Here is a 24,516-nt window from a genome sequence, read left to right on the forward strand (position 1 = left end):
TTATTAAGTATTATGAAATTATTTAGCTTTCCTGGTGTTGAATACGTAATAAACACCACCATAAATGGTTCTTGCCTGGCCCACATTTCTGCCTTTTAATACGTAGTTGCCACCAGCGGTCAACTCCAATCCGGCTATCTTTTGAAAACTATATTTTAATATAACACCGGCAAGTGTGGAGTTCATCTTATTACTTGGAAAAGGCATGTCATTTTTCCTGATGTCAAAACCACCTAACGTTGTAACCTTTGTAAGTACAGCCTCCGCGTTAAATTGCAAGCTCCTAAAACCAGCGCTTACTAAAAAATTAGAAACATCAGGCATTTTCACTTCATTGGTATAATGCATCTCGGTAGTATAATAAGAGTTCCTATCGATATTGATATTGCCCCTGCGAATGTATTGTGCCGCGCCGGCTACAAAGAACTGATTAACCTGGTAATTGAATAAACCGCGTAAAGCAATATTCTTGCTATGCAAACCAATAGACAAAGGCAAAAAATCGGCCTCATAATTAGTTGCCGGTATTGATCCGGATAGTATAGCGTGAAAACTAAGTAATCCTTTGCCTATCTCCTGTTTAACAGCCAGCCATTTTACATATGCGCTTACATCCTGTAAATTGCGCTCACCTCTCAGTGTGCCGGCACTTGCATTTGTGGTTACATAAGGAAGTGCAATTGATACGTTGATTTTGTTTGTAAGACCATAAACAAAGCCCAGCATATATGAATTTGAACTTACGGTACCCAGGTTTGGGGCATCACGTTTAAAAGTACCTTCCCAATAGTGGTCCCACTGACTGTGCGTATAAACGCCAGCGGCACAAACATAGTTTTTAGGTATCATTAGGGCATCAGCATCTGTCTGCGCCTGCGCATAATCTGAAAAAGTAAGGCAACATGCCACAACAATACAGCATCTGTAAAAATACAGCAATGAATGTTTCATTCGATTTAAGTAAGTAAGGGAAATAAGTAAATTAATAAACAGGTCGAAAGAAAATTATTAATAGCATTCAATAAGGCTATCAAATATTTGCTCAGCATTAAAATTGAGAAGCATATAGTAATAATTAAGTAATGGGCCAACACCTCATATTGCAAATGATGGCGCAACAATGAGTATCGGTCAATAATTAAATCAAACTGCGCTTTTGATAAAGAACAATTCAACATCATAAACTATAGGCTATAATTAGCAGGTAAAGTTAGGCGGTTTGCCGGGAGACTCGATGTAGGGAGAATTAAGGTGGTAGATTATAGGGCTGCTATTAGTCTTCAGCAGTATGGAAAATGAAGAAAACTGGTAATTAATTACCGTAAAACTATAGTCGTTACCTAAATTTACTTTTTTCAGGGAAGAATCATGCCCTTTTTTACTCAATGGCACGTCATTTATTTCTTTGGCTATGACCAGGTTGGCAGATACGAGCCTGGTTTTAACGCTATTAGCAATACAAATGAATGACATTGTATCGGGCGCCATTTTATACCTTAAATAGTTATAATAAACACCTTTTAATTGCAGCTGCCCATTTATGCGAATGTAGTCTTTCCATTTGTGTATCCCTGGCAAATGTACAGGAATCTTGATCTCGACAAGCTTGGTAGCGTCTATCTTATTTTCGTAGATCTCTTTTACTATCTGCACTTCAGACTGATGAATGAAATATTGAAATACTAAATTGTACCCGCCCAAATTGAACAGATGTACATTTAATAATAGTATCGCAATAATCCTTTTCACCTCTCAGAATGTGTTATTATGTTTTATAATTAATGGTAAATATATTGTTACAACGCTATTAAAGCAAATAAAAAGTAAAATTATAGAAACTCACGTTATACACATGGGTTGAAAAGTATATTTGCACATACAATAAATATATATGCTACAGCAGTCATTTAAATAATATGAGTCTATTAACACAACCATGGCCCTGGTATATCGCCGGCCCCCTTATAGGCCTTGTAGTTCCGGCGCTTTTGCTTATGGGTAATAAAGCATTCGGCATATCATCTTCACTAAGGCATATTTGCGCAGCCTGCCTGCCATCCAACATCTCCTTTTTTAAATACGATTGGAAAAAAGAAAGCTGGAACTTGTTTTTTGCAGCAGGTATTATTTTAGGTGGATTAATTGCCGCTCAATACTTATCCGGCAACCAGGTGGTTGATATTAACCCAAAAACTATAGCACTTCTTAAACAACAAGGTGTGCAGGATTTTAGCGGTTTATTACCCGGGGATATTTTTAGCTTTAGGCAGCTGCTCACTTTACGTGGTTTTATTTTTATAGTTGTAGGTGGCTTTATGGTAGGCTTTGGTACCAGATATGCAAGTGGGTGTACTTCTGGCCATGCTATTATGGGGATATCAAACCTGCAATGGCCATCTATGATAGCAACATGCTGCTTTATGATAGGCGGCTTTGTAATGACCTGGTTTATTTTACCTTACCTTATACAGCTTTAACATGAAAAATATAAAGTACCTGTTCATTGGTTTACTTTTTGGGATAGTGCTTGTAAAATCGCAGGTAATTTCCTGGTTCAGAATCCAGGAAATGTTTAGGTTGCAGTCTTTTCATATGTACGGTATCATTGGCAGCGCCATTGTTGTTGGCATGTTATCTATTTTAATCATCAAACGATTCGGTATTAAAACCCTATCCGGTGAAGAGGTTGTCATTCAACCAAAAAAATTCAACTGGGGTAATGTGTATGGCGGTTTAATATTTGGCTTGGGTTGGGCCATTACAGGCGCCTGCCCGGGTCCTTTATTTGCGCAAATTGGAAGTGGCTTTTTAGTTACTGCTGTAACCCTGCTTAGCGCCATTGCAGGTACATGGGTATATGGTCTGCTTAGGGATAAATTGCCTCATTAAATTTGCTAAGCAAGAAAAGCAATTCATTAATTATGGTTCAAAGCAATACATCAGGTTTGTTTATTGAATCCCCCCTCTTTTATACCAAAAACTATCGCGCATGATAAAAAGCAAACATTTCTCTAAATCAAACATCATATTTACTGTACTTATGGTGTTGGCTTTAGTTACTTTGGTAAATCCCACGGCTAAAAGCTTTTTTATACGTGGATTAATGTCCATTGGCTTTTTTCAGCCAGATCCTGAAGGGTATTTACGTCACCATAAAGTTATCGCCACTTTACCCAATTATCGCTACAGAGATACAAGCGGCCATATAATAGCTTTATCCGATTTAAAACATAAAGTAGTATTTGTAAATTACTGGGCAACCTGGTGCCCTCCCTGCCTTGCCGAAATGCCATCCATTAACAAATTGCATGAAAAATTTAAAAACAATCCTAAAATAGTTTTCATCATGGTTGATGTAGATAATGATCCCGCCAAAGCCACAGCCTTCCTGCGTAAACACAACTACAACTTGCCTGTATATACAACACTAAATCAACTGCCCGATACTTTGTTAGATGGCACCATACCTACCACTCTGGTATTTGATAAGACTGGAGTTTTAAAATATAACCATTCCGGAGCAAGTAATTACAGCAGTGATAGTTTTAAAACTTTTTTGAACAAAGAAGCGAATAAAAATTTTTAGCTAAACATTAAGAGTGCATCTTGATTTGAAAATCTTTTATCTAATTTTTTTTATTGTTATTTTCACACTTATTAATAATTTTTCTTTTCTTTACGGTATAAACCTGTTTTCAATGAAAAGAAATTTGCTCTCCTCACTTGGCATTGCCGCGCTGTGTTTAATTTCGACAGCCGGATACAGCCAAACCGGCACCCTCAGTATCAGTAATGATTCAAAAACAACCATTAGCAAGCACATTTACGGGCAATTTGCCGAGCATTTGGGCCATGGTATTTATGGTGGTTTTTGGGTTGATAAAACCCTGCCTGTTAAAAAGCAGAACCGTATCCGTCTGGATGTGGTTGAGGCCTTAAAAAAGATTAAAATCCCTAACCTGCGCTGGCCTGGTGGCTGCTTTGCTGATGAGTATCACTGGCGCGACGGCGTTGGCCCTACAGCCCTTCGTCCGCGTATGGTAAATACCAACTGGGGCGGTGTTACCGAAGATAACAGCTTCGGCACACATGAATTTCTGGAACTTTGCGATCTATTAAAATGCGAGCCTTATGTTGCCGGCAATGTGGGCAGTGGCACTGTTGAAGAGATGTCGAAATGGATAGAATACTTAAATTCCAACAGTACCAGTACCGTTGTACAAATGCGGGCCAAAAATGGCCACCCCGCGCCTTATAAAGTAACACTTTGGGGTGTTGGTAATGAAAGCTGGGGTTGCGGTGGTAATATGACACCTGAATATTATGCAGATCTGTTTAAACGCTACGCCGCATTTGCCAAGGATTATCCGGGTGCAAAGCTTAAGAAAATAGCCAGCGGGCCAAACTCTGATGATTATAACTGGACAGAAGTTTGTATGAAGAACATACCCAATTGGATGATGTCTGGCTTATCTATGCATTATTATACTATCCCAACGGGTAACTGGGGTAAAAAAGGATCGGCAACCCAATTTAGCGAAAAGGAATACTTTGGCACCATGGTTAACTGCCTTAAAATGGAAGAACTGGTTACCAAACACTCGGCAATTATGGATAAGTATGACCCTGAAAAGAAAGTAGCTTTGGTAGTTGACGAATGGGGAGTTTGGACCGACCCTGAACCGGGCACCAACCCTGGCTTTTTATATCAGCAAAACAGCCTTCGTGACGCGCTGATTGCCGGCACAACACTTAATATATTTAATAACCACAGCGATCGTGTTAGAATGGCTGCTTTAGCACAAACCGTTAACGTGCTGCAATCCCTTATTTTAACTGATAAGGAAAAAATGGTGCTAACCCCAACTTACCATATTTTTGATATGTACAAGGTTCACCAGGATGCCAAATACCTTCCAATTAAACTAAACGTACCTAATTATGAGGTGGATGGTAAAAAGATAGAGGCAGTAAATGCTTCAGCTTCCCAGGATGCTGCCGGCAAAGTGCATATCTCGTTGGTTAACCTGGATATCCATAACGCGATAACTATTACCACAGACATGAAAGATGTGAAATGGAATACAGTTAGTGGCCAGGTATTAACTTCGGCTAATATCACTGATATCAACACATTTAGTGAGCCAAATAAACTGCACCTGGCAGGCTTTACCGGCGCTAAAAAAGATGGTGACAAACTGGTTGTAACATTACCTGCAAAATCGGTAGTAACGCTGGAGTTGAATTAATACTTAAAGGGTTACTTAGCATATATTAAACTGACAATCAGTTTAATATATGCTAAGCCAAAGCCCGAAGCAACGATTATTTAAAAGATCACTTTGATCCTCTTACTTCCTGCATATTTACTGTCATACCATTTATCGGCTTATCCGAATAAATAATTGCCTCCCCCGGATTAAGCCTGTTCATATACTCACTGGATGGATTTTGAATCTTTAACTGAACTACATGTTTTCCTTTAACAAGATCGTATTTCCAACATAATTCATTTCTTCGGATAGTGAAATTTACAGGCAGATCCGGCGATTCAATTAATTGTCCATCTATATAAAGCCCAGTATGGAAAACAAAGTTACTGCGATCATTATACCCGGTTGTTTCACCTTTAAGCACAAACCCTGTCCCCTCAAATTCAAAACTTAGCATATCCTTGCTTTCCGACCATTTAACGGCAATCTTTCCAACAGGATAAATTCCTGCAAAACTTTTCTCGAATTTTACTGGCTTCGGATGCTGTAATTTCACGTTAATTATTTCACCATTAATATTGCCTCCATTTTTTTGGATATTTTTCAACGCCTGGTTAAAGCCTATCCTATAAACATCGTTAAGGCTCATGGTGGTGTATTTAAATTTAATATCTTCAATATCCTTTAACCCCATTTTCCAGTAATCCGGGATTTTATCATATCCCAATATAGTACCTAAAATGCCTCCTGCAGAGGATGGGTTGCAATCAGCATCCTGCCCGCAGCGGGTTGCAATTTCAAGGGTTTTGGTAAAATCTTTTCCGCCATATAATAAACCCATTACAACATAAGCAGAATTTACTTTTGAATCTATATCAAACGGAGCAAACACACCATCCGGACAGCCAATATCATTGGCATATTTCTTTTGTACTTCCAACCAGGTTTGTTTCCAGTCGGCCGGATATAATTTATGCCATTTTACTACATCACTAATGCATTGATAAAATTCACTTTGCCTGGGTATGGTTATTAATGCCTGGTTTACTATATAGTTAATATCAGATGATGTAAATGCAAGGGTATACATCGCCCCAATAAATACCCCACCGTACCAACCATCGCCGTAATTCATAATATGGCCCACCTTATCACTTATTGCCGAGGCAGTATTTGGCATTCCCGGGCTCATCAAACCAGCAAAATCTGCTTCTATCTGATAGTCAATACAATCGGCATGCGGGTTGTTTTTCCATTCGCCGCTCATCTGGGCCTTAATACCATGCAAAATATTGTAACGCCCACTCTGATTAGCGTGCCAAAGATCATAACCGGCATGCGCGAAAGCGTTTGCAAATGAATCAACCGGCGCATCCAACCCATGTTTTTCAAACACATCAACAAACGTCAAATCCATATAAAGATCATCATATAAGCCAGGGTTATTGACCATGTTTTGCTTTAAATATCCCGCATTCCACTTTAATGGCTGATAATCTCCAATAAAAGTTCCATTGTACCTAAATTCATATGGCCCGCCGAAAGTAACCCCAATGGTTTGCCCGGCCCATCCACCCATTATTTTATTTTTTAGCTTTTCCTTAGTTATCGAAATTGTTGGTGATTGCCCTCTTACGGTAGTAGCCACAAGAAATGCAAGCAAAAGGCCAGGCAGATATCTTTTCATCACGTTACAGGTTTTAATAGAATTTGGTTTTGATTGGAACTGAGCAAAGCGAGAACAAAAAACAAGGCGATTTTATTTATTTGATAACCAATAAATATATTGACACAGGCTTGCTCCCCAGTGATAAAACTATTGATTTTTTTCACTAATCAGGGCAACTACAATTAGAAATGTAAAGAATAAAAACGGACAAGGCTATTTTACTTTAATACCGAAAATATCGCTCAACGCTTTTTTACCGGCATGATACCCACACATGCCATGTACACCACCACCGGGAGGAGTTGATGATGAGCAAATATAAAGCCCTTTAGCAGATGTTTTATAAGGAGAGGCACGCAGCACAGGCCTGGTGAATAGCTGACCAATATCTATTACACCGCCGTTAATGTCACCACCAATATAGTTGGGATTATATTGCTCTAACTGCGCGGTATTGAATGTATGCTTTGCTAAAATGGTATCCCTGAAACCAGGTGCAAACCGTTCCACCTGCCGTTCAATAATGCTGGTCATATCTTTATCTGATCCGTTTGGTACATGACAATAAGCCCAGGCTGTATGTTTTCCTTCGGGAGCTCGGGATTTATCAAATATGCTTTGTTGAGCCAACAGTACGTAGGGCTTATCGGGATGACCTCCCTGCCATATCAACTGTTCGCCATCGGCCATTTCGTTAAATGTATTACCAATATGTACTGTTCCGGCTTGTTTTACGCTTTCTGCTTTAAATGGAATTGGGGCATCCAGCGCCCAATCAACCTTAAATACACCGGCGCCGTAACGATAACGTTCCAGTTGCCATTTATACAGAGATGAAAATTTATGACCAGCTATTTTCAGTAGCTGCCTCGGTGTAATATCAAAAAGTATTGCATGGGCAGATGGCAATTGATTTAATGACCGAACGTAGAAATTAGTTTCGATCTTTCCGCCAATGCTAATAAAATACGATGCCAGGGCATTGGCAATTTGCTGAGAGCCCCCTTTGGGTATAGGCCAGCCCTTTAAATGCCCCTGGGCCATCAATACAAGTGCAATTGCCGACGTAGCTATGTTACTGAGCGGCTGAATAGCATGGGCTGCCATTCCACCGAATAAACCTTTGCCCTCTTTGGTTTTAAATACTTTTGATAACAAGGTTGCCGGGGTAAGCGCGGGCAAACCAAACTGGGCCATTAATAAAGGATGTTTTGGAAAATGAAGCGGCCCCAGTACATCGGCGGCAATTAAAGGCCAGTTTTTAACCACCGGACTCATAAGATTCAGATATGCTTGCTCATCGCTCCCAAGCAGCTTTGCTGTTTCACTAACCGATTTTAACAAAACAGCAGCCGTTCCATCGTCAAAGGGATGAGCGGCTGCTATTTTGGGGAGAATATATTCAAGCCCATACTGCGCAAGCGGCAATGTTTCAAAAAACGGCGACCCTAGTGAAAGCGGATGAATAGCTGAGCAAATATCATGTTTAAAGCCAGGCAAGGTAAGCTCTGCGGTACGAAGGCCCCCTCCTATTTCATTTTTACCTTCAAGTAATAATACCGATAATCCGTTTTGCTGCAATAAAATCGCCGCGGCCAAACCATTTGGCCCAGATCCTACTATTATCGCATCGTAATCGCGCTTTTCAAGGTTCATCTATAATGTACAGAGGTTTTTGTGCCTCTAAGGTATCCAAATTAACAGTTCTGTGTTGATATAGTTTAATTTAAAACCTCCCCGGCATGGCTGGCTTCAGGCACCTCGATCAGTTTGCCCGATCTTACATCGTACACGTAACCATAAATCGGGATATTACCCGCAACCAAAGGATGATTCCGGATGCGTTCAACATCTTCGACGACACTGGCTTCCAGATTTTTAAAAGTAAGGAACGCCACATGATTTGCCTCATCAGAGCCGCCGCTTTCATCTGTATTACGCCAGCCATTTTCATCAATAGTTGCCGTAGCTAAACTTGTAGATAACAGATTACGGATGATATCATCGGTAAATAAGCCCATACCACAGTCGGTATGGTGAATTACAAACCACTCTTTAGTACCCAATAATTTATGCGAAATAACCAGCGAGCGAATAGCATCGTCACTCGCGCGGCCCCCGGCATTGCGGATAACATGCGCATCGCCTTCGGCAAGACCCGCGTATTTTGCCGGATCAAGCCTGGCATCCATACAGGTTAAAATAGCAAACTGACGCTTAGGTGGTATGGTAAGCTCACCTTTATCGCCAAAGTGTTTTACATATTCACTATTAGCCAAAAGCACCTGTTGATGTACTTTGGTCTTCACTTTTTGAAGTTCATCTATCGTGATTGACATAGTTTTAGTTTTTTAATAAATATCAGGCAGATCTTCTGCTGTTAGCTATTAATGAGGATTCATAAACCGAAGAAATAATTTCTTCGCCAGAAAATGTTCCCAAAAAATCCTGGTCGATATGATTATAAATAACCTGTTTATTGTTATCAATAATATAAGTAGCCAGTAAGGGTACATTAACATCAATGCCAGAGAACCTGTTCCAAACGGGATCATTATCTGAATAGATCCTGAATATTTGGGCAATGTTTTTTTCTTCGTCGTGATAAAAATTCAGGGTTAAGCTGTTTTCCCAGGCTTTTTTCCCCAGTTCATCATTACGTTCATCGCTAATGATCAACAAATTGCCACCGTTGGCCTTTATTTCCTGTTGAATATTATTCAGTTTTTTTAACAGTTCAAAACCTTGCTGCCCCCAGTGGCGCGAATAAAAGGCAATTACCAATGGCTTATTTAACAACTGCCTTAATGAAATAGGTCCGTGAGTTTGCGCGCCGTTAAAAAACGACTGCCAACGACTGTAATCATTAAGAAATTTCAGATCGGGGATGTAGTTACCTGCTTTTACCGGTTTTAAAGACTGATATGGTTTAAACGGAATATCATTATCAGGAACAATTTCCGAAAGATCAAAAAATGGGTACTTATTATTAGTAGTTAACATTTGTAATGAAATAATGGGTATATAAATTATTTTTTGTTGGGGTTTCGTGATCAATATATCACGTTCAACAACGGCATAACCCATAAATTACCTGGCTGTAATGTAATACACAATCTATCGGTGTATTAATTTGAGTAAACAGATAAGTATTCATAAAATAATATATTAAATAACGAGGTCAGTAAACTTTTTAAATGGTGAGGGGTTTTGCAGGAGGAGAATTCAGCAACAACACATACAGCACATGGCTTTAAGATCATTATATCTTAAAAAACTATTTGTACTGTATTTTTGCACTTTATTTGGCATGACTTTGAGTTAATGAGACAAATATACTACAATGTCTATAAACTTAGTATACATTTATATAAATATTTTATTATTTTTTAGTTCCCTATCTTACAAATAAAAAAACGATGCTAAAGAAAGCTCATAATTATTATCCAATATATCTTATCCTATTCATTTTCAATACATTTAGTTGCAAGCAGATTATTAAGCAGTATGAACAAACAAAGGCCGACACTATAAAAAAGAAAATGGTTAAAGAATGGAATAAGACGATTCCGGGTAACTTCAGTGATCAGACCAAAGCTGTTTTTGATAGTACAGAGATCATTAAATTCCTTAAAAAATATCCAGCGTTTGGGTCTTATGCCCATGACATACATGTGTTTTACAGCAAGCGCAAGTTTGCATATGCCTGGTATGCGAACGGACAGCTGATTGAGCAGGCTGGCAACTTATCAGACAGGCTGACAAACCTGCAAAGTGAAGGTATCTATAAAGCTACCCCCTATCCAAAATCATTAGATTCATTGGTATTTGAGGCTCATCCCAAAGATCAAAGTGCGAAACCCAATATTTCTTCAGAACTAATGCTAACCGCCCAATACTTTGTTTTTTCAAAACTGGTGTTCCAGGGAATGAGCGATGCCACAAGTAAAGCTGTAAACTGGTACCTGCCCCGCAAAAAAGTATCCTATGATAATTATCTTGATACCTTGTTAAAACAACCTGATAAAGGTGGCAATGCCCTATCCGAACCCGTTTACAGGCAATATGACTTATTGAAATCCTTTCTTGGCAAATACAGTGCTTTAGATGCCAAAGAAAAATGGCCTGCTATACCTTCGGCTAAGGGTTTAAAACCCGGTGACACCTCTTCAGTTATCCCTCAAATTAAAACCCGCCTTTATAAACTGGAGGATTTTAAAGGCGATACGCTAAGTAATGTATTTGACGATGAAATACAAGAAGCCATTAAGCGGTTCCAATCGCGGCATGGATTAACTGATGATGGCTTGCCGGGCCCCGGAACTATCGCCGAAATGAATGTTTCTCTGAAAACCCGCATCCGCCAGATTATTGTTAACATGGAACGCTGCCGCTGGCTACCGGTGAGCTTAAATACCGATTACCTGGCCGTAAACATTCCCGAATTTAAATTACATGTGTACCATGCTGATAGTTTACTTTGGAGCTGCAAAGTAGTAGTTGGCCAAAAAGTTCATCAAACCGTTATTTTTTACGGCCAAATGCAGTATGTTGTATTCAGCCCGTACTGGAACCTTCCCGAGAGCATTATCCGCAACGAGGTATTACCGGCTATGCGTAAAAACCCTAATTATATAAATGAACATAATATGATCATTACCGGGCAGTTAAATGGCCTGCCTGTGATTAAACAAAAACCCGGACCAGCAAATTCATTGGGCCTGGTAAAATTCCTGTTCCCCAATAGTTATAGTATTTATTTGCATGATACCCCCTCCAAATCATTATTTGGTGAATCATCCCGGGCTTTTAGTCATGGTTGTATCCGCGTAGGTGAACCTGCAAAACTCGCATCTTTTTTATTGAAAAACGACACTACCTGGACCAGTGAAAATATCAGTAAGGCCATGAACTCGGGTATAGAAAAGCAAATAACCCTAAAACAAAAAGTACCGGTATTTATAGCTTATTTTACGGCATTTACCGATAGGAGCAATAAACTTAATTTCCGTAAGGATATTTACAACAGGGATGAACAATTGGCTTCTATGATTATTTCGGGGAGTGGGAAGTATTAAGAATAAGTCATCCTGGCACTAATAAGAAAAGCCATGCCGATTTGTTTCGGCATGGCTTTTCCTGTTTTTTTGGCAGTTTTTATTTCAACACAGATACCGCTTTATTGGCGTCACCAACGCCCCAAACAGTACCTGGTTTATCGCCCATAGTGATCTCCAGTTCCCCGCCCTTCATTAAATCTGTATGCGCGAAATAAGTTTTGGTATAGTTTTTACCATTTAACTTCATGGCGTTGATGTATATGTTTTTAGGACCATTGTTTTTGATTACAATATGGAACGTTTTATTGCCCTTTAATTTAAGTGTTGCCTCATTGATAACAGGGCTTCCGAAAACATATAGTCCGTTTGCGGGGTTAACCGGGTAAAAACCAAGGGCCGATAAAACATACCAGGCCGACATCTGCCCAACATCTTCATTGCCTATAATACCATCAGTTTTATCGGTATAAAAATCATCCAGTATATAACGCACCTTTTCGGCTGTTTTCCATGGCTGACCAGAGTAGGCATAATAATACGTCATGGGATGGCCTGGCTCATTACCGTGCGCATATTGACCTATTAAACCAGACACATCAGGTGATTTAAATTTACCCATATCGCCCTGAGCTATAAACAACGAATCGAGCTTGATATTAAACTTAGCTTCGCCACCTAACATATTAATCATTCCCTCCACATCCTGGGGCACCAAAAAAGTATATTCCCAGCCATTGCCTTCGGTAAAGTCTCCGGTTTCATGGATAGAAATGAAGGGGCTATAAGGCGTACGCCATGCCGTTTCTGATAAACGGCCACGCATAAAGCCAGCTTTAGGATCATAATAATTTTTATAGTACTGACCGCGTTTGCTGAAGTACTCATAATCGGCGGTTTTGCCTAATTTTTTTGCCACCTGTGCAAGGCACCAATCATCAATAGCATACTCCAATCCCATCGAAACAGACTCGGCAGTACTATCAGCCGGGATGTAACCTAATTTCTTAACAAACTTAATACCGCGTGCATCCTGCATCGCCGTAGTCTTCATAGCTTCATAAGCCAAATTTGCATCAAAACCTTTATAGCCTTTCAGTAAAGCATCGGCAACAACCGGTACAGCACTGTATCCAACCATACAATTAGTTTCGTTGGCCATTAAATGCCAAACAGGTAAACTACCCTGCTGCTGGTAAATAGCCAGCATAGAGTTGATCATATCGTTGGTATGCTCCGGGTGGATGATGGTTGATAGCGGGTTATTTGACCGGTAGGTATCCCAAAGTGAAAAAGTAGTCACGTTGTTAAACCCTACATTTTTGTGGACTTTTTTATCTGTTCCCCAATACTCGCCATTCACATCATTAAAAACAGATGGCGCTACCATAGAATGATAAAAGGCCGTATAGAATTTTTTTAACTGTGAAAGTGAATCCGCTTTTATAGTGATCTTTTTAAGTTGGTTGTTCCATGCCTCATCTGCCTGGGCTACAACTTTATTAAAATCCCATCCCGGTATTTCCGTTTTGATATTCAGCATCGCGTTTTCTGAACTTACGGGAGAGATACCAACTTTGGCGTAAACTACTTCGCCTTTTGTGGTGGCAAAACTGATAACGCCTTTTACCTTTGCTCCTTTTACCTCTGTACCCGCCCTGGCGGTGCTATCATAAACGGCAAAGGTTTTTATTGGTTTCGAGAAAACAGCGGCAAAGTAAATACGCTGATCATTTGCCCAGCCTTTTGAAAAACGGTAACCAACAACGGTGTTTTTATCCAACTGTTTGATATAGGTTTCTTTTGCCTTATCCCAACCTATACCTTCCTGCAGGTCAATAACAATATGCGCGTCTTTTGATGCCGGGAATGTGTATTTGTGCATCCCCACTCTTGTGCTGGCTGTAAGTTCAACACCAATATCATACCGCTTAAGTTTCACTTTATAATACCCTGGTTTAACTACCTCATCCTTGTGGCTAAATAGCGATACATACCCGCTTTGCATGCTTTTAAGCCCGCCTTTATAAGTTCTTATAGGGCCGATTGTTGGCATAAAGGAAATATCGCCCAGGTCACCAATGCCGGTGCCACTAAGGTGGGTATGCTGAAATCCGATGATGGTAGAATCTGATATATGATAGCCAGAGCACCAGTCCCAACCTTCGGATAAATTGGTTGGGCCCAACTGTACCGCGCCAAAAGGCACATTTGCGCCAACAAAAACATGCCCGTGAAAACCTGTACCTATGTAAGGATCAACATATTTTGTAAGACTGGCATTTTTTGTAGCCATGGTCTTTTTATGCGATTGGCTAAATGAATTTAAAGCTAAAAGTGCCAGCATTCCGGCTAAACAGATCTGTTTTTTCATTTTAATTATAGATGATAGTACTGTGATTTTTAATATTTTTCAAACCTAAATCACAGCACATAATAGTTTATTAATAAACGCTTAATTCGGCCACAGTAATACCATTACCTGCAATTACTCTTGTAGCCTCAAATTTAAAATATCTTGCGTTAACGGGTTTACTTAAAACCACAGGTTGCTCAATTGGATTCGACTTGATATTGGAGAACTCGCCTGATGCTGCTTTAATCCACTCCTTGCCATCGTTACTGATGTAAAACACATAGCTATCAACAATTCCGTCGGCTTGTTTATCCTGCCTTGGTAAATAGCCAAAGGCTTTAATATCATAAGCTTTACCCATATCAACCGTTATTTGTTGTGGATAAGTGGCAGCATCCTTTTGCAATGTGCTATACAATGTGCCGGGATGTTCATCTATAGCATTTTCGGGCCGGTTACCATTATCATTGGCAGCTGCAGCATCCAAAACTTTCCAATCAGCTTTGGCATAGCCCAACGATATAAATGTTACATCACTTTTTTGTGATTTGCCTTCAAAACTCCTTGCCTTAACCACTCCATCATCAATTACCGTAAATGGTTTTGTATATAATGGCGAACTTTGTGTTGGGTCCTGCCCGTTTAAAGTATAACGAATTGCACTTACAGGTGCTTCGGTGGTAATACTTACCTCACCTTTTGTATTCCGAACAATCTTTGGACCTGTCAGGTGCACCGGCTCCTTATATAAGCCAAAATCACTTAATGCAATGGATACCGGGGATTTGATCACTCTTACCCTGATTTTATTTGAAGTTATATTCTGCGTTAAGCGGATCAGCCTGTTTCCACCAATACTTGTTGCGGCGCCTATTTGCTGCCATTTGCCATTTATATAAGCGTCCACCTCCAAAGCCTCAATACGTTGGCCCAATTTAATATTTTCGCGCAGCCTAATCACATTAAAGGTTTTAGGCGTGTGCATATCAATAACCACATTGGCTGTTGTTACCTTATCATCAGTAGCCCAATAACTATAACGATCATTATCAACCAAAAACTGCGGACCATATTTAACTTTGTTACCACCACGCACATTGCTGGCGGTAATTGGTGCCCCTTTTGCCAGGTTAACGGCAAATGTTTGTTTCAATAGTTTACCAAATTCGGTAAGTGATTTAACGTCAATCTCGTTTACTATTCCCCGCGGATCAGGAGACAAACCCAAATCAAGCGCCGCCCCACGACCTACACTTTTATAATAAAGATCAAGCAAGGTATATGGCGATTTTACGCCATCATCCTGGGTTTTGTGGTAAAACCAGCCTGGCCTTAATGATACATCGCACTCTGCAGGCATCCAGTAATCGCCATTACGGGTTCCTTCTGTTCCTTCGTAATCTTTAACAAAGCCATTGCCCGGTTTCTTACCTTCTTCGGGGGCATGCGGGGTATATGTTGCCCAACAGGTTTCGCCGGCATGACCTTCCTCGTTACCAACCCAACGTACATCGGGGCCAACATCGCCAAATATAACCGCATTGGGCTGTAGTTTACGGGTAATTGCCCAGGTTGTATCCCAACCGTAATAAGTAGAGCGATCAATCTTTCTTACTTCCCGTTTGCCACCGTAATAGCCATCGCCGCCATTAGCACCATCATGCCATGAAATAAAAAGCGGGCCATAATTGGTATACAGTTCTTTAAGTTGCTCGCGATAGATCTTTATATATTCGGCCGTACCATAGTTAGAGTTGTTTCTGTCCCATGGAGAGCAATAAACACCTAACTGCATGCCTAATTTATCGCAAGCCTCACGGTATTCTTTCATCATATCGCCCTTACCGTTTTTGTATGGGCTTTTTGAAATATTATGCTCAGTTGTTTTTGTTGGCCAAATGCAAAAACCATCGTGGTGCTTGGCTACAACCACCACACCTTTAAAACCACCAGCCTTGGCAGCCGCTACTATCTGCAACGCGCTAAATTGCGAAGGGTTAATAAGTTTTGGATCTTCATCTCCATAACCCCACTCCTTATTGGTATAAACATCAACACCATAGTGAATAATGCAATACATTTCCAGCTGCTGCCAGTTTAACTGCCCCTTTGTAGGCAAAACGCCATAAGGTTTGGGCGCAGTTTGGCTAAAACCTTTTAGGTGGATAATAAGTAACAATAAAGCGATGCCTGTAAACTTCTTCATAATAGGTATTTAATTTTTAAACCAATCGGCCGGTACATCCTGCGGAGCAGAACCATTAACACTGTATTTTAATTTCAAGGTAAAACCACCTCCACCTTCAATAAAATCAAGTTTGAAGGGGTGCGCTCCCATCTTTAAAGCAATTTGCCCGCTGCGTTCCTGGGCAGAGTGGTTACCATCGTTATTTACAACCACATTGGGGCCTATGTTTAATACACCACCATCATCGCAGGTTAAATAAAAACTATAAATGCCATCAGCCGGTACATCAATGTATCCCTTATAAGTAATGCCAAATGAGGGCGCCTTTACTGTAGCCGGTACTTCAATTTTATCGGTAACAAAAACACTATCAGCTTTCGCATCCTTCATTAAGGCCGTTTCTTTAAAATAGGCTTTATAGTAAGTGCAAGCCAATCCCGCTTTGGGTGGAGCTATTTTTACCGCACCAAGCATATGTTGTTGGGTGTAGTTAAGGCTATAAACATCCCCGCGGGTACCGGTAGGTGTAAAGGCTGCAACTTTTACCAACTCCGATTTTTTGATAATTAATGGATACGGCAAAACCGGCGATTTAACATCGGGCAAAGTACCATCGGTGGTGTAATGGAGTGTCAGACTTTTTAATGGTGAGGTGATGCTTAATTTACCTTCATCCGTAAATGCGTATTCGTTTAAAAGGTTAGGCAGATCAGGTAAACGATAATTGATCTTCAAGGCGTCCATCCTGCTATATTGCTGTACCAGGCGCTCTAAATAAGAATCATATTTGTCTTGTTTATTCGTCCACAGCAATTCTGCCAGTGCGGTCATCCTTGGCATATACATATAGTCGGCGCGGCGCTCTGACGGGATTTGTTCTGTCCAGATATTTGCCTGCGCTCCTATTATCGACTTCGCTTCTTCGGCATTTAAAACCTGTGGGATAGGATTAAAATGATAAACCTTATAAATAGAGTACTGATCGGCCTGGTTATCAAAGTATAAAGGTTCGCCAGGTGTCATGATCACTGTATTTCCATTTTTAACCGCTTTTACCGGAGCTTGAGGTACCCAGGTACGCCAATACATTACAATTGCCGTTGGACTGATACCACCTTCAATTATCTCATCCCATCCTATTAGTTTACGGCCTTTTGAGTTAAAAAATTTCTCCATCCTGTTAATGAAATAGCTTTGTAGCGCGGGCAGATCTTTGATACCCTCGCGCTCCATCAGGGCTTTACAGGCATCAGATTTGCCCCAGTCTGTACGGTCAACTTCATCACCACCTATGTGGATATATTTGGATGGAAAGATGTCCATAATCTCGCTGAATACGTTTTGGGCAAATTCAAATGTAGTTTCATTACATGGGCAAATAGGTTTGGTAAAAAGCGTACCCCATTTATTTTCGCCGTTGCAGGTTAAAAACGGGTATGAGTTAATTGCCGCCATCATGTGCCCGGGCATATCAATTTCGGGGATGATATCAATGTGCTTTGCAGTTGCATAGGCCACAATCCCTTTCATCTCCTGCTGGGTATAGAAACCACCATACAGGGTTTTACCACCGCGCTGGATGATGTGCTCTTTATCAATAATAAAATCCGGATTATCTTTAGAGCGTTTCATACATGACGAATCCTGGTTGTTGAATGTTCGCCATGCCCCTTCTTCGGTTAGTTTGGGATATTTTTTTATTTCGATGCGCCAGCCCTGGTCGTCAGTTAAATGCAGATGCAGCTTGTTCATTTTATAAAGCGCCATCCTGTCAATAAACTTTTTGAGGTAGCTTACCGAGAAGAAGTGACGGGAAACATCTAAATGCATGCCCCGCCATTCGTAGGCTGGTTGATCTTGTATAGCTGCTACCTGTAAAGATAATTGCTTACGTACCATACCTGTTTCAACAGAAACCGGCAGTAATTGCCGTATAGTTTCAACCGCATGGAAAACTCCGGCGCCGTCCTTCGCCCTGATTACTACTTCACTTTGGCTTATATTTAAGGTATATGCTTCTGGCGCAGTAATGCTGGCATCATAAATCAATTTTATAGCATGAGGCTTATTAACTTTACTCAACAATAACGGTTTACCTAAACCCCTTCGCAGTATATTGTTGAGTTCTAAAGCTTCGCTGCCAAATTCTTTAGCTGTTACAATAGGTGTTTTTGATGTTATTATAAAAGAGCCACTCCCCATAACCAGTTGATTTGGATAAGGAATTAACGGAAACTTAGTGGCATCCTGCGCATTTGATGTAAAAGAGGCGCATACTAACAATATCACCAGCTTAAAAGGAGTAAGTTTTTTAGCAAAAGCTATCATTGATGGTTTTTTTTATTAATAAAGTTCTGAAATAAATCTGATCGATCAGCCTACCAAAATAAAGCAAACGACTATGTTTTTTACGGGTGCGACAATCGATAGTAATTATTTTATAAACATATCAAAACTTTTTAATTTTATTGTAAAAGTTAATAAAATGTTACGAAATCACTGTATGCAAAGTATGGCTATTAATGCATGGTTAAAATTCAATCTGGTTGGAAAATCCTTCTGATCTGGTTAAAATCAAACTCGCGGCCATGAAGTTAAATAATTACCCAAACTTTTTTTTCACAATCAACTCTAACTGTTTTTGATTGTCGCTAATTAAAACAAATTCGATCAATCTAAACCAGTAAAAAGTAGTTAACAAATGGATATAATCGGGCACTGTAGCTCATATTATTTAGCGTCAATTCGTAACATTCGCGGCATTGCGGTGTTTAATAATTAAATATATTAATCATGATTACAAGTGGCGTAACATTCGGTATAAACAAAGAAGACGGATCTCATATCACCATTGCAATAGATCCGGCGGATATCAATAAGGTTGAAGGTAATAATGCGGGCACCTATAAACTATATAAAGAAATTGACAGCTCGAAAACTTTTGATAAGGGATATTTGGGCGCTATATTTTTAGATGATGCAGATCCCGGTTATCACTATTCCGGCGGTACAGAACTAACGGATTTTGAATTAAAGCAATTGGCCAAACTCATCAGGGAGTATCATGCTACAGGTAAAGAGTTTGATGACCACCATCGCGATATCAGCTCGAAATAAATTGGTTAAATTATAGCCGCATTAAATTGTTCGAGGTATTTGGCTATATAATCCTGTTTTGTTTTTGATTTGTATTGCATTATAAAGCGGGGATGTTCAAGGGCGATGATCTGCTTAAAGAATTTCTTTTCTTCATTTAGCTTTTGCAAAAAAGCCTCGTTCTTTCCTGTGCCGAAGCAAAAGCAAATATCAGTTTCGAAACCCAGGTCTATCTGTTTTTGGATATTTTCAACGATGAAAGGATACACCGCTTTGGTTAACGCCGGCGTATCATAGTAATTATAATTTATTTCCTTGCCTGCAGTACCGGTTATTGTAAAACCAAGCGGACAAACCGAATGGATATAAAATTGCTGATAAAATGCGGCAATACCACCAAAAGCGTTGATCACATTATACACATACTCTGATGATGGCTCATGGGTTATAGGACCATTATATGGAATATGGCATTGATTGATCATCCGTTTAGGATCCGTAAAGGCAACACCCGTCATTCCTGAACCAAACCTCCCGGGATTTATGCCAAGGATTAAATGCCTTGGATGGTTATCGTTATAATACTTATTGTAAAACTGAGACGAAACATCAAACGCAAAATCATTATCTCTAAAGGGATTCATGATACTGATTCCGGGTGGAAGAGTGCCCGTATATTCAAGCTGTTTATTAAAATTGATTATCCTATCTGCAAATGTGCTCATATCAAATGCTAACCTATTAAAAATTAGTAAAAAGCAGAAGTTTTCTTTAAGTTCCCATATAATTACCTTTGCATTATGGGAATCATCAACTTCACTACTTTTCTGCTAACATCTTTACTTTTTATAATATCTCCCGGCATCGACACTATTTTTGTGCTCAATAAAGCTATTGCCCAGGGAAAAAAGTCTGGTATTTACTCAACATTGGGTATCACTACAGGTGTACTTGTACATACCACCCTAGCCGCTTTTGGATTGTCGCTAATCCTTTCGCAATCGGCAATGGCATTTAGTTTTGTTAAATATGCAGGTGCCGCTTATTTAGTTTGCCTGGGGATTGCCAAATTATTTTCAAAGAATGAAGTTGTAAAACAAGATATACCTGCTGTACCAGAACCTGTAAGGAAAACATATTTATCTGCCGTGCTTACCAATGCGTTAAACCCCAAAGTGGCCATTTTCTTCCTGGCTTTCTTTCCGCAGTTTATACAGCCTGCCTACATCCATGATGCATTACCTTTTGTATTGCTTGGGGCTACCTATGCTTTGATGAGTTTAGTATGGTTTATGATACTCACTTTTTTTGCTGGTTCGCTTTCAATCCGGTTAAAACAGCGCCCTTTATTTGGCGTTTGGCTTAATAAATTCTCTGCTGTAGTTTTTGTGCTGACGGGCGTTAAAATCGCGTTAACAAAAAGATAAAAAAAATCCCGGCGCCCCCACAGCAACCGGGATCATTAAATCACCCTGCACAAAATTGTTATTTCATGTACTCCTGATCAAGAAACAAATACCTGGCCCTGTCATTTTCAGTTTTCTGCTCACTTTTTACGTTGATATCCATAAACTTAACCGGGCTTTTACCAGTATTGGCATCCCATTTAGGCAAACCAGATCCGTTTGGATTACCGGTTTTAATAAAGTTGGCAAAGTAGTTTTCCATGGTTTCTGATACCTTGTAGTCATAAGGTGTCCAGGCGTACACTTTGTTACTCGCCAGGTTACCCATGGCGTATTCAATTTCTGATGCATGCGCAGCGCCAATTTGCGCCGGTGCTTTTGGAGCAGGTTTAGTAGCATCCCCTTTCACAACTCCCCCGGCAAGGCCCGGTGTGGCATTACCCATTTGCGCAGTCATGGCCGGGCGGATGCGCGAAAAGCAATAACGATAAACCGGTTTGCCGCCTGTTTGAATTTGCAGATCGGCCCATTTCCAGGTGCTGTATACTATAAACCTATCACTTGATAATGCTGTGGCCGATTTAATAACTTCCTCATCTGTTGAGGCAGGATATAATTTCATTGCTTCATCAGCCTTATCACCATATGTAGTTGTAAGTGTCTTCTTGTAATTCTCCAATGTTGGTGCGTCAGCACGCATTAAAAATTGGTATGGTACTTCGGCCGAGTTCCATCCAACCAGGATAGGTATTTTAGCTTGTTCGCCTGCTTCAAAAATAGCAGGTAATGATTTTGACAATAAATAACCATCAATTGTAGGCGTCATTGGCGTTGAGCCTGGTTTAAAAACAGCGTCGAGCAGATCTGCCGCGGATATTGCCCTTAATTCAGCCAATGAACCGGCTTTTACATGGGCAGCAAACGTTACTCCATTTTTCTCGGCATCGGCCAGTGGTATGGAGTTTAATGTTGGTTTTATACCCGCGCCGCTTTCGCCGATTGCGCCCATAATCAGGTCTTTTGATAACGGCGATGCCATTTGTACCGATACAGATATAGAACCTGCCGACTCACCTGCTATAGTTACATGTTTAGGGTCGCCACCAAATTTGGCTACGTTTTTTTGAACCCACAGTAAGGCCGCGTTTTGATCAAGATATCCATAGTTGCCTGATGAATGATTAGGCGACTCTTTGGTTAATTCGGGGTGCGAAAAAAAGCCAAAAACACCTAATCTGTAATTCACGGTAAGCACAACGATACCTTTTTTAGCCATACTTTCACCATCATAACGAGGTTCAGATCCATCACCGGCAGCAAGGCCTCCCCCATAAAAATAAACAAGTACCGGTAATTTTTCTTTCATGGTTTTAGCAGGCGTCCAAACGTTAAGGTACAAGCAATCTTCGCTCATACCCGAAGAACGGAACCCCATATCGCCAAAGATTGGACGTTGCATTGGGTTGTTTCCAAAATGATCGGCTTTGCGCACACCATCCCAGTTTTTTGCAGGCTGTGGTTCTTTCCAGCGCAAATCGCCAACGGGTGGTTGGGCAAACGGAATTCCTTTAAAAACAGTGATAGGCGAGCCTGTATCTTTTATTCCCTCCAGGGTACCATTCTCAACGGTTACCTGGTTTGTTTGTGCAATTACCTCTACAGTGGCAATTTGTACCAGCAGTAGTACTGCTAAAAATGGTTTCATCATATGGGTATAATTAAGTTTTTTGGTTTAATACGAAGATAAGATATCTTATTGTATCATTTTGTTACAATAGTAATTAATTTTATCCGGGGGTAACATTTTTTTTGTTATTTGCTGTAAGTTTTATTTATAATGTATGAGTAACAAATTCAGAAACCAGGAAGCTAATGCCCACGGCCATGGTTATTTACCCGGTTTGGCTATTGATGCTGTTATTTTTGGTTTTCATGATAATCAGCTAAAGGTATTGCTGCTCACCTACAAAAACACAGGTCTGTTTGCCTTACCGGGTGGTTTTGTACACGATACTGAGGATGTAAACGAAGCCGCCCGCCGGGTTTTGTTTGACCGCACAGGCTTAACCAATATCTTTTTGGATCAGTTTTATGTTTTTGGYGATAAAAGCCGACACGATACTGCTCCGCTAAAGGCTATCATGGCGGTTAGAGGGGTTACACCGCCGGATGACCATTGGCTGTTGAAACGCTTTGTATCTGTTGGCTATTATGCCCTGGTTGATTTTACCAAGGCTATCCCCACTCCCGATAGCATATCAGATAGCTGCGATTGGTTTGGTTTGGATAATTTACCCGAGCTGATGCAGGATCATAATCTCATCATTAAAAAAGCGCTGGAAACTTTACAGGCAAACCTCGATCAAAAACTTATCGGCTTTAATTTATTAACCGATGACTTTACCATGGGCGATTTGCAAAGTCTGTATGAAACTATTTTAAACAAGAAACTTATCCGCGCAGCTTTCCAGCGTAAAATACTGAGCCTGGGGATATTAGAGCGAACCGCAAAAAAATGGACCGGTGGAGCCCATAAAGCCCCTTATTTATATAGATTCATATCTGAAAAATAATTTCTGTCATAATTTAACCCCATAATTGTCGTATTCTGCCCTGTTTAATTATCTTTAATCGCCGTAAATTTACTTCTGTAAATCACAAAAATTATAAACTAAAAACCTTAAAAATGGCAACACTTAATCCGTATTTAAATTTCCCCGGCAATACCGAGGAAGCTTTCAATTTTTACAAATCAATTTTTGGTGGTGAATTTCTGACCGTAATGCGCTTTAAAGATTCTCCCGAGGCAGGGCATATAGCCGAAGAAGATAAAGAAAAACTGATGCATATAGCGCTCCCAATTGGTAAAGGCAACATACTAATGGCTACAGATAGCGTTGGCGAAATGGGCATGGGCTATAAACAAGGCAACAATTTTCACCTATCTTTAACTGCAGAAAGCGAAGAAGAAGCAAACACATTATTCAATGGTTTATCTGCAGGTGGCAATATAATGGTTCCACTTTCTCCGGCTTCATGGGGCGATCTTTTCGGATGGTTTTCTGATAAATTTGGTATTTCATGGATGGTAAGCTATTCACCTAACCGCCCACAGTAAATATTGATAATATGAGCGCGAAAACAATTAAGATCACCTATTGGATATTAACCGTTTTACTTGCTTTATCAATGGCCGGGGATGGTTACGGCGGCGTTACAAAACAACAGGCAGGTGTTGACGTATTGCAACACCTGGGTTACCCGGTTTATTTCATGGTTATTGTTGGGGTTGCCAAGCTATTGGGTGTAATTGCCATATTACAAAATAAATTCAAAGCAATAAAAGAATGGGCATATGCCGGTTTCGCTTTTAATTTCCTTGGAGCAATTGCATCCAGAGCTTTTGTTGGTGATGGCCCGGCCGATCTTATACTCCCAATTGTAATGGTTGTATTTTTATTTGCAACCTACTATTTCTGGAAAAAGTTCAACCAAATTGAAGTAAATCCTAAAACTAAAAATCAATAATAA

General features: G+C 40.1%; 21 protein-coding genes. 10 read left to right on the plus strand and 11 right to left on the minus strand.

Annotated features, from left to right (window positions below):
- Positions 1–18: 18 nt before the first annotated feature.
- Entirely contained in the window at positions 19–951 is a 933-nt protein-coding gene (locus tag AC1DYB_RS27070) for a hypothetical protein (RefSeq protein WP_477439627.1), read from the minus strand.
- A gap of 246 nt (positions 952–1,197) precedes the next feature.
- Positions 1,198–1,749 (minus strand): hypothetical protein, encoded by a 552-nt coding sequence (locus AC1DYB_RS27075; RefSeq protein ID WP_295716940.1) that lies wholly within the window; start codon positions 1,747–1,749, stop codon positions 1,198–1,200.
- 167 nt (positions 1,750–1,916) lie between these two features.
- Here AC1DYB_RS27075 and AC1DYB_RS27080 point away from each other — a divergent pair, with 167 nt between their 5' ends.
- The 4 genes from AC1DYB_RS27080 to AC1DYB_RS27095 all read left to right on the plus strand — a co-directional run bounded on the left by AC1DYB_RS27080 (position 1,917) and on the right by AC1DYB_RS27095 (position 5,249).
- Positions 1,917–2,477, plus strand: a complete 561-nt coding sequence (locus AC1DYB_RS27080; RefSeq protein WP_477396945.1) for a YeeE/YedE family protein — start codon at positions 1,917–1,919, stop codon at positions 2,475–2,477.
- 1 nt (position 2,478) lies between these two features.
- On the plus strand, positions 2,479–2,889 hold the full coding sequence (locus AC1DYB_RS27085) for a DUF6691 family protein (protein ID WP_477439629.1): 411 nt from the start codon (positions 2,479–2,481) through the stop codon (positions 2,887–2,889).
- 100 nt (positions 2,890–2,989) lie between these two features.
- Positions 2,990–3,586, plus strand: coding sequence for a TlpA family protein disulfide reductase (locus AC1DYB_RS27090; protein WP_477439631.1), 597 nt, complete (start codon positions 2,990–2,992; stop codon positions 3,584–3,586).
- A 112-nt stretch (positions 3,587–3,698) separates the two neighbouring features.
- Entirely contained in the window at positions 3,699–5,249 is a 1,551-nt protein-coding gene (locus AC1DYB_RS27095; protein WP_477439633.1) for an alpha-N-arabinofuranosidase, read from the plus strand.
- Positions 5,250–5,337: 88 nt separating this feature from the next.
- Here the strand turns inward: AC1DYB_RS27095 and AC1DYB_RS27100 are convergent, their stop codons facing one another.
- The 4 genes from AC1DYB_RS27100 to AC1DYB_RS27115 all read right to left on the minus strand — a co-directional run bounded on the left by AC1DYB_RS27100 (position 5,338) and on the right by AC1DYB_RS27115 (position 9,885).
- Positions 5,338–6,900: an ADP-ribosylglycohydrolase family protein gene (locus AC1DYB_RS27100; protein ID WP_477439635.1), complete on the minus strand. Its 1,563-nt coding sequence runs from the start codon at positions 6,898–6,900 to the stop codon at positions 5,338–5,340.
- 195 nt (positions 6,901–7,095) lie between these two features.
- The gene (locus AC1DYB_RS27105; protein ID WP_477439637.1) at positions 7,096–8,538 is read right to left on the minus strand and encodes a phytoene desaturase family protein; all 1,443 of its coding nucleotides are present in this window, start codon (positions 8,536–8,538) and stop codon (positions 7,096–7,098) included.
- Positions 8,539–8,603: 65 nt separating this feature from the next.
- On the minus strand, positions 8,604–9,221 hold the full coding sequence (locus AC1DYB_RS27110) for a beta-class carbonic anhydrase (RefSeq protein WP_477439639.1): 618 nt from the start codon (positions 9,219–9,221) through the stop codon (positions 8,604–8,606).
- 22 nt (positions 9,222–9,243) lie between these two features.
- The gene (locus AC1DYB_RS27115; protein WP_477439641.1) at positions 9,244–9,885 is read right to left on the minus strand and encodes a redoxin domain-containing protein; all 642 of its coding nucleotides are present in this window, start codon (positions 9,883–9,885) and stop codon (positions 9,244–9,246) included.
- 416 nt (positions 9,886–10,301) lie between these two features.
- Between AC1DYB_RS27115 and AC1DYB_RS27120 the strand changes: the two genes are divergently transcribed.
- Positions 10,302–11,960, plus strand: coding sequence for a L,D-transpeptidase family protein (locus tag AC1DYB_RS27120; protein WP_477439643.1), 1,659 nt, complete (start codon positions 10,302–10,304; stop codon positions 11,958–11,960).
- 79 nt (positions 11,961–12,039) lie between these two features.
- Here AC1DYB_RS27120 and AC1DYB_RS27125 read toward each other — a convergent pair whose 3' ends face one another.
- The 3 genes from AC1DYB_RS27125 to AC1DYB_RS27135 all read right to left on the minus strand — a co-directional run bounded on the left by AC1DYB_RS27125 (position 12,040) and on the right by AC1DYB_RS27135 (position 18,811).
- The gene (locus AC1DYB_RS27125; protein WP_477439645.1) at positions 12,040–14,313 is read right to left on the minus strand and encodes a GH92 family glycosyl hydrolase; all 2,274 of its coding nucleotides are present in this window, start codon (positions 14,311–14,313) and stop codon (positions 12,040–12,042) included.
- Between the two features lie 70 nt (positions 14,314–14,383).
- Complete coding sequence (locus AC1DYB_RS27130; RefSeq protein WP_477439647.1) at positions 14,384–16,501, minus strand: alpha-L-fucosidase; 2,118 nt, start codon at positions 16,499–16,501, stop codon at positions 14,384–14,386.
- Positions 16,502–16,510: 9 nt separating this feature from the next.
- Positions 16,511–18,811, minus strand: a complete 2,301-nt coding sequence (locus AC1DYB_RS27135; protein ID WP_477439649.1) for a family 20 glycosylhydrolase — start codon at positions 18,809–18,811, stop codon at positions 16,511–16,513.
- A 465-nt stretch (positions 18,812–19,276) separates the two neighbouring features.
- On the opposite strand from AC1DYB_RS27135, the gene AC1DYB_RS27140 reads away from it, so the two are divergent.
- Entirely contained in the window at positions 19,277–19,600 is a 324-nt protein-coding gene (locus AC1DYB_RS27140) for a hypothetical protein (protein WP_477439651.1), read from the plus strand.
- 5 nt (positions 19,601–19,605) lie between these two features.
- Here the strand turns inward: AC1DYB_RS27140 and AC1DYB_RS27145 are convergent, their stop codons facing one another.
- Complete coding sequence (locus tag AC1DYB_RS27145; RefSeq protein WP_477439653.1) at positions 19,606–20,304, minus strand: uracil-DNA glycosylase family protein; 699 nt, start codon at positions 20,302–20,304, stop codon at positions 19,606–19,608.
- A 75-nt stretch (positions 20,305–20,379) separates the two neighbouring features.
- On the opposite strand from AC1DYB_RS27145, the gene AC1DYB_RS27150 reads away from it, so the two are divergent.
- Entirely contained in the window at positions 20,380–21,006 is a 627-nt protein-coding gene (locus AC1DYB_RS27150) for a LysE family translocator (RefSeq protein ID WP_477439655.1), read from the plus strand.
- Positions 21,007–21,064: 58 nt separating this feature from the next.
- Here the strand turns inward: AC1DYB_RS27150 and AC1DYB_RS27155 are convergent, their stop codons facing one another.
- Positions 21,065–22,693: a carboxylesterase/lipase family protein gene (locus AC1DYB_RS27155; RefSeq protein WP_477439657.1), complete on the minus strand. Its 1,629-nt coding sequence runs from the start codon at positions 22,691–22,693 to the stop codon at positions 21,065–21,067.
- Between the two features lie 133 nt (positions 22,694–22,826).
- On the opposite strand from AC1DYB_RS27155, the gene AC1DYB_RS27160 reads away from it, so the two are divergent.
- The 3 genes from AC1DYB_RS27160 to AC1DYB_RS27170 all read left to right on the plus strand — a co-directional run bounded on the left by AC1DYB_RS27160 (position 22,827) and on the right by AC1DYB_RS27170 (position 24,513).
- Positions 22,827–23,558: an NUDIX hydrolase gene (locus tag AC1DYB_RS27160; protein ID WP_477439659.1), complete on the plus strand. Its 732-nt coding sequence runs from the start codon at positions 22,827–22,829 to the stop codon at positions 23,556–23,558.
- Positions 23,559–23,671: 113 nt separating this feature from the next.
- Positions 23,672–24,103, plus strand: coding sequence for a VOC family protein (locus tag AC1DYB_RS27165; protein WP_477439661.1), 432 nt, complete (start codon positions 23,672–23,674; stop codon positions 24,101–24,103).
- Between the two features lie 11 nt (positions 24,104–24,114).
- Entirely contained in the window at positions 24,115–24,513 is a 399-nt protein-coding gene (locus AC1DYB_RS27170; RefSeq protein ID WP_477439663.1) for a DoxX family protein, read from the plus strand.
- Positions 24,514–24,516 lie beyond the last annotated feature (3 nt).

This window comes from Mucilaginibacter sp. P2_A4, from assembly GCF_056405015.1.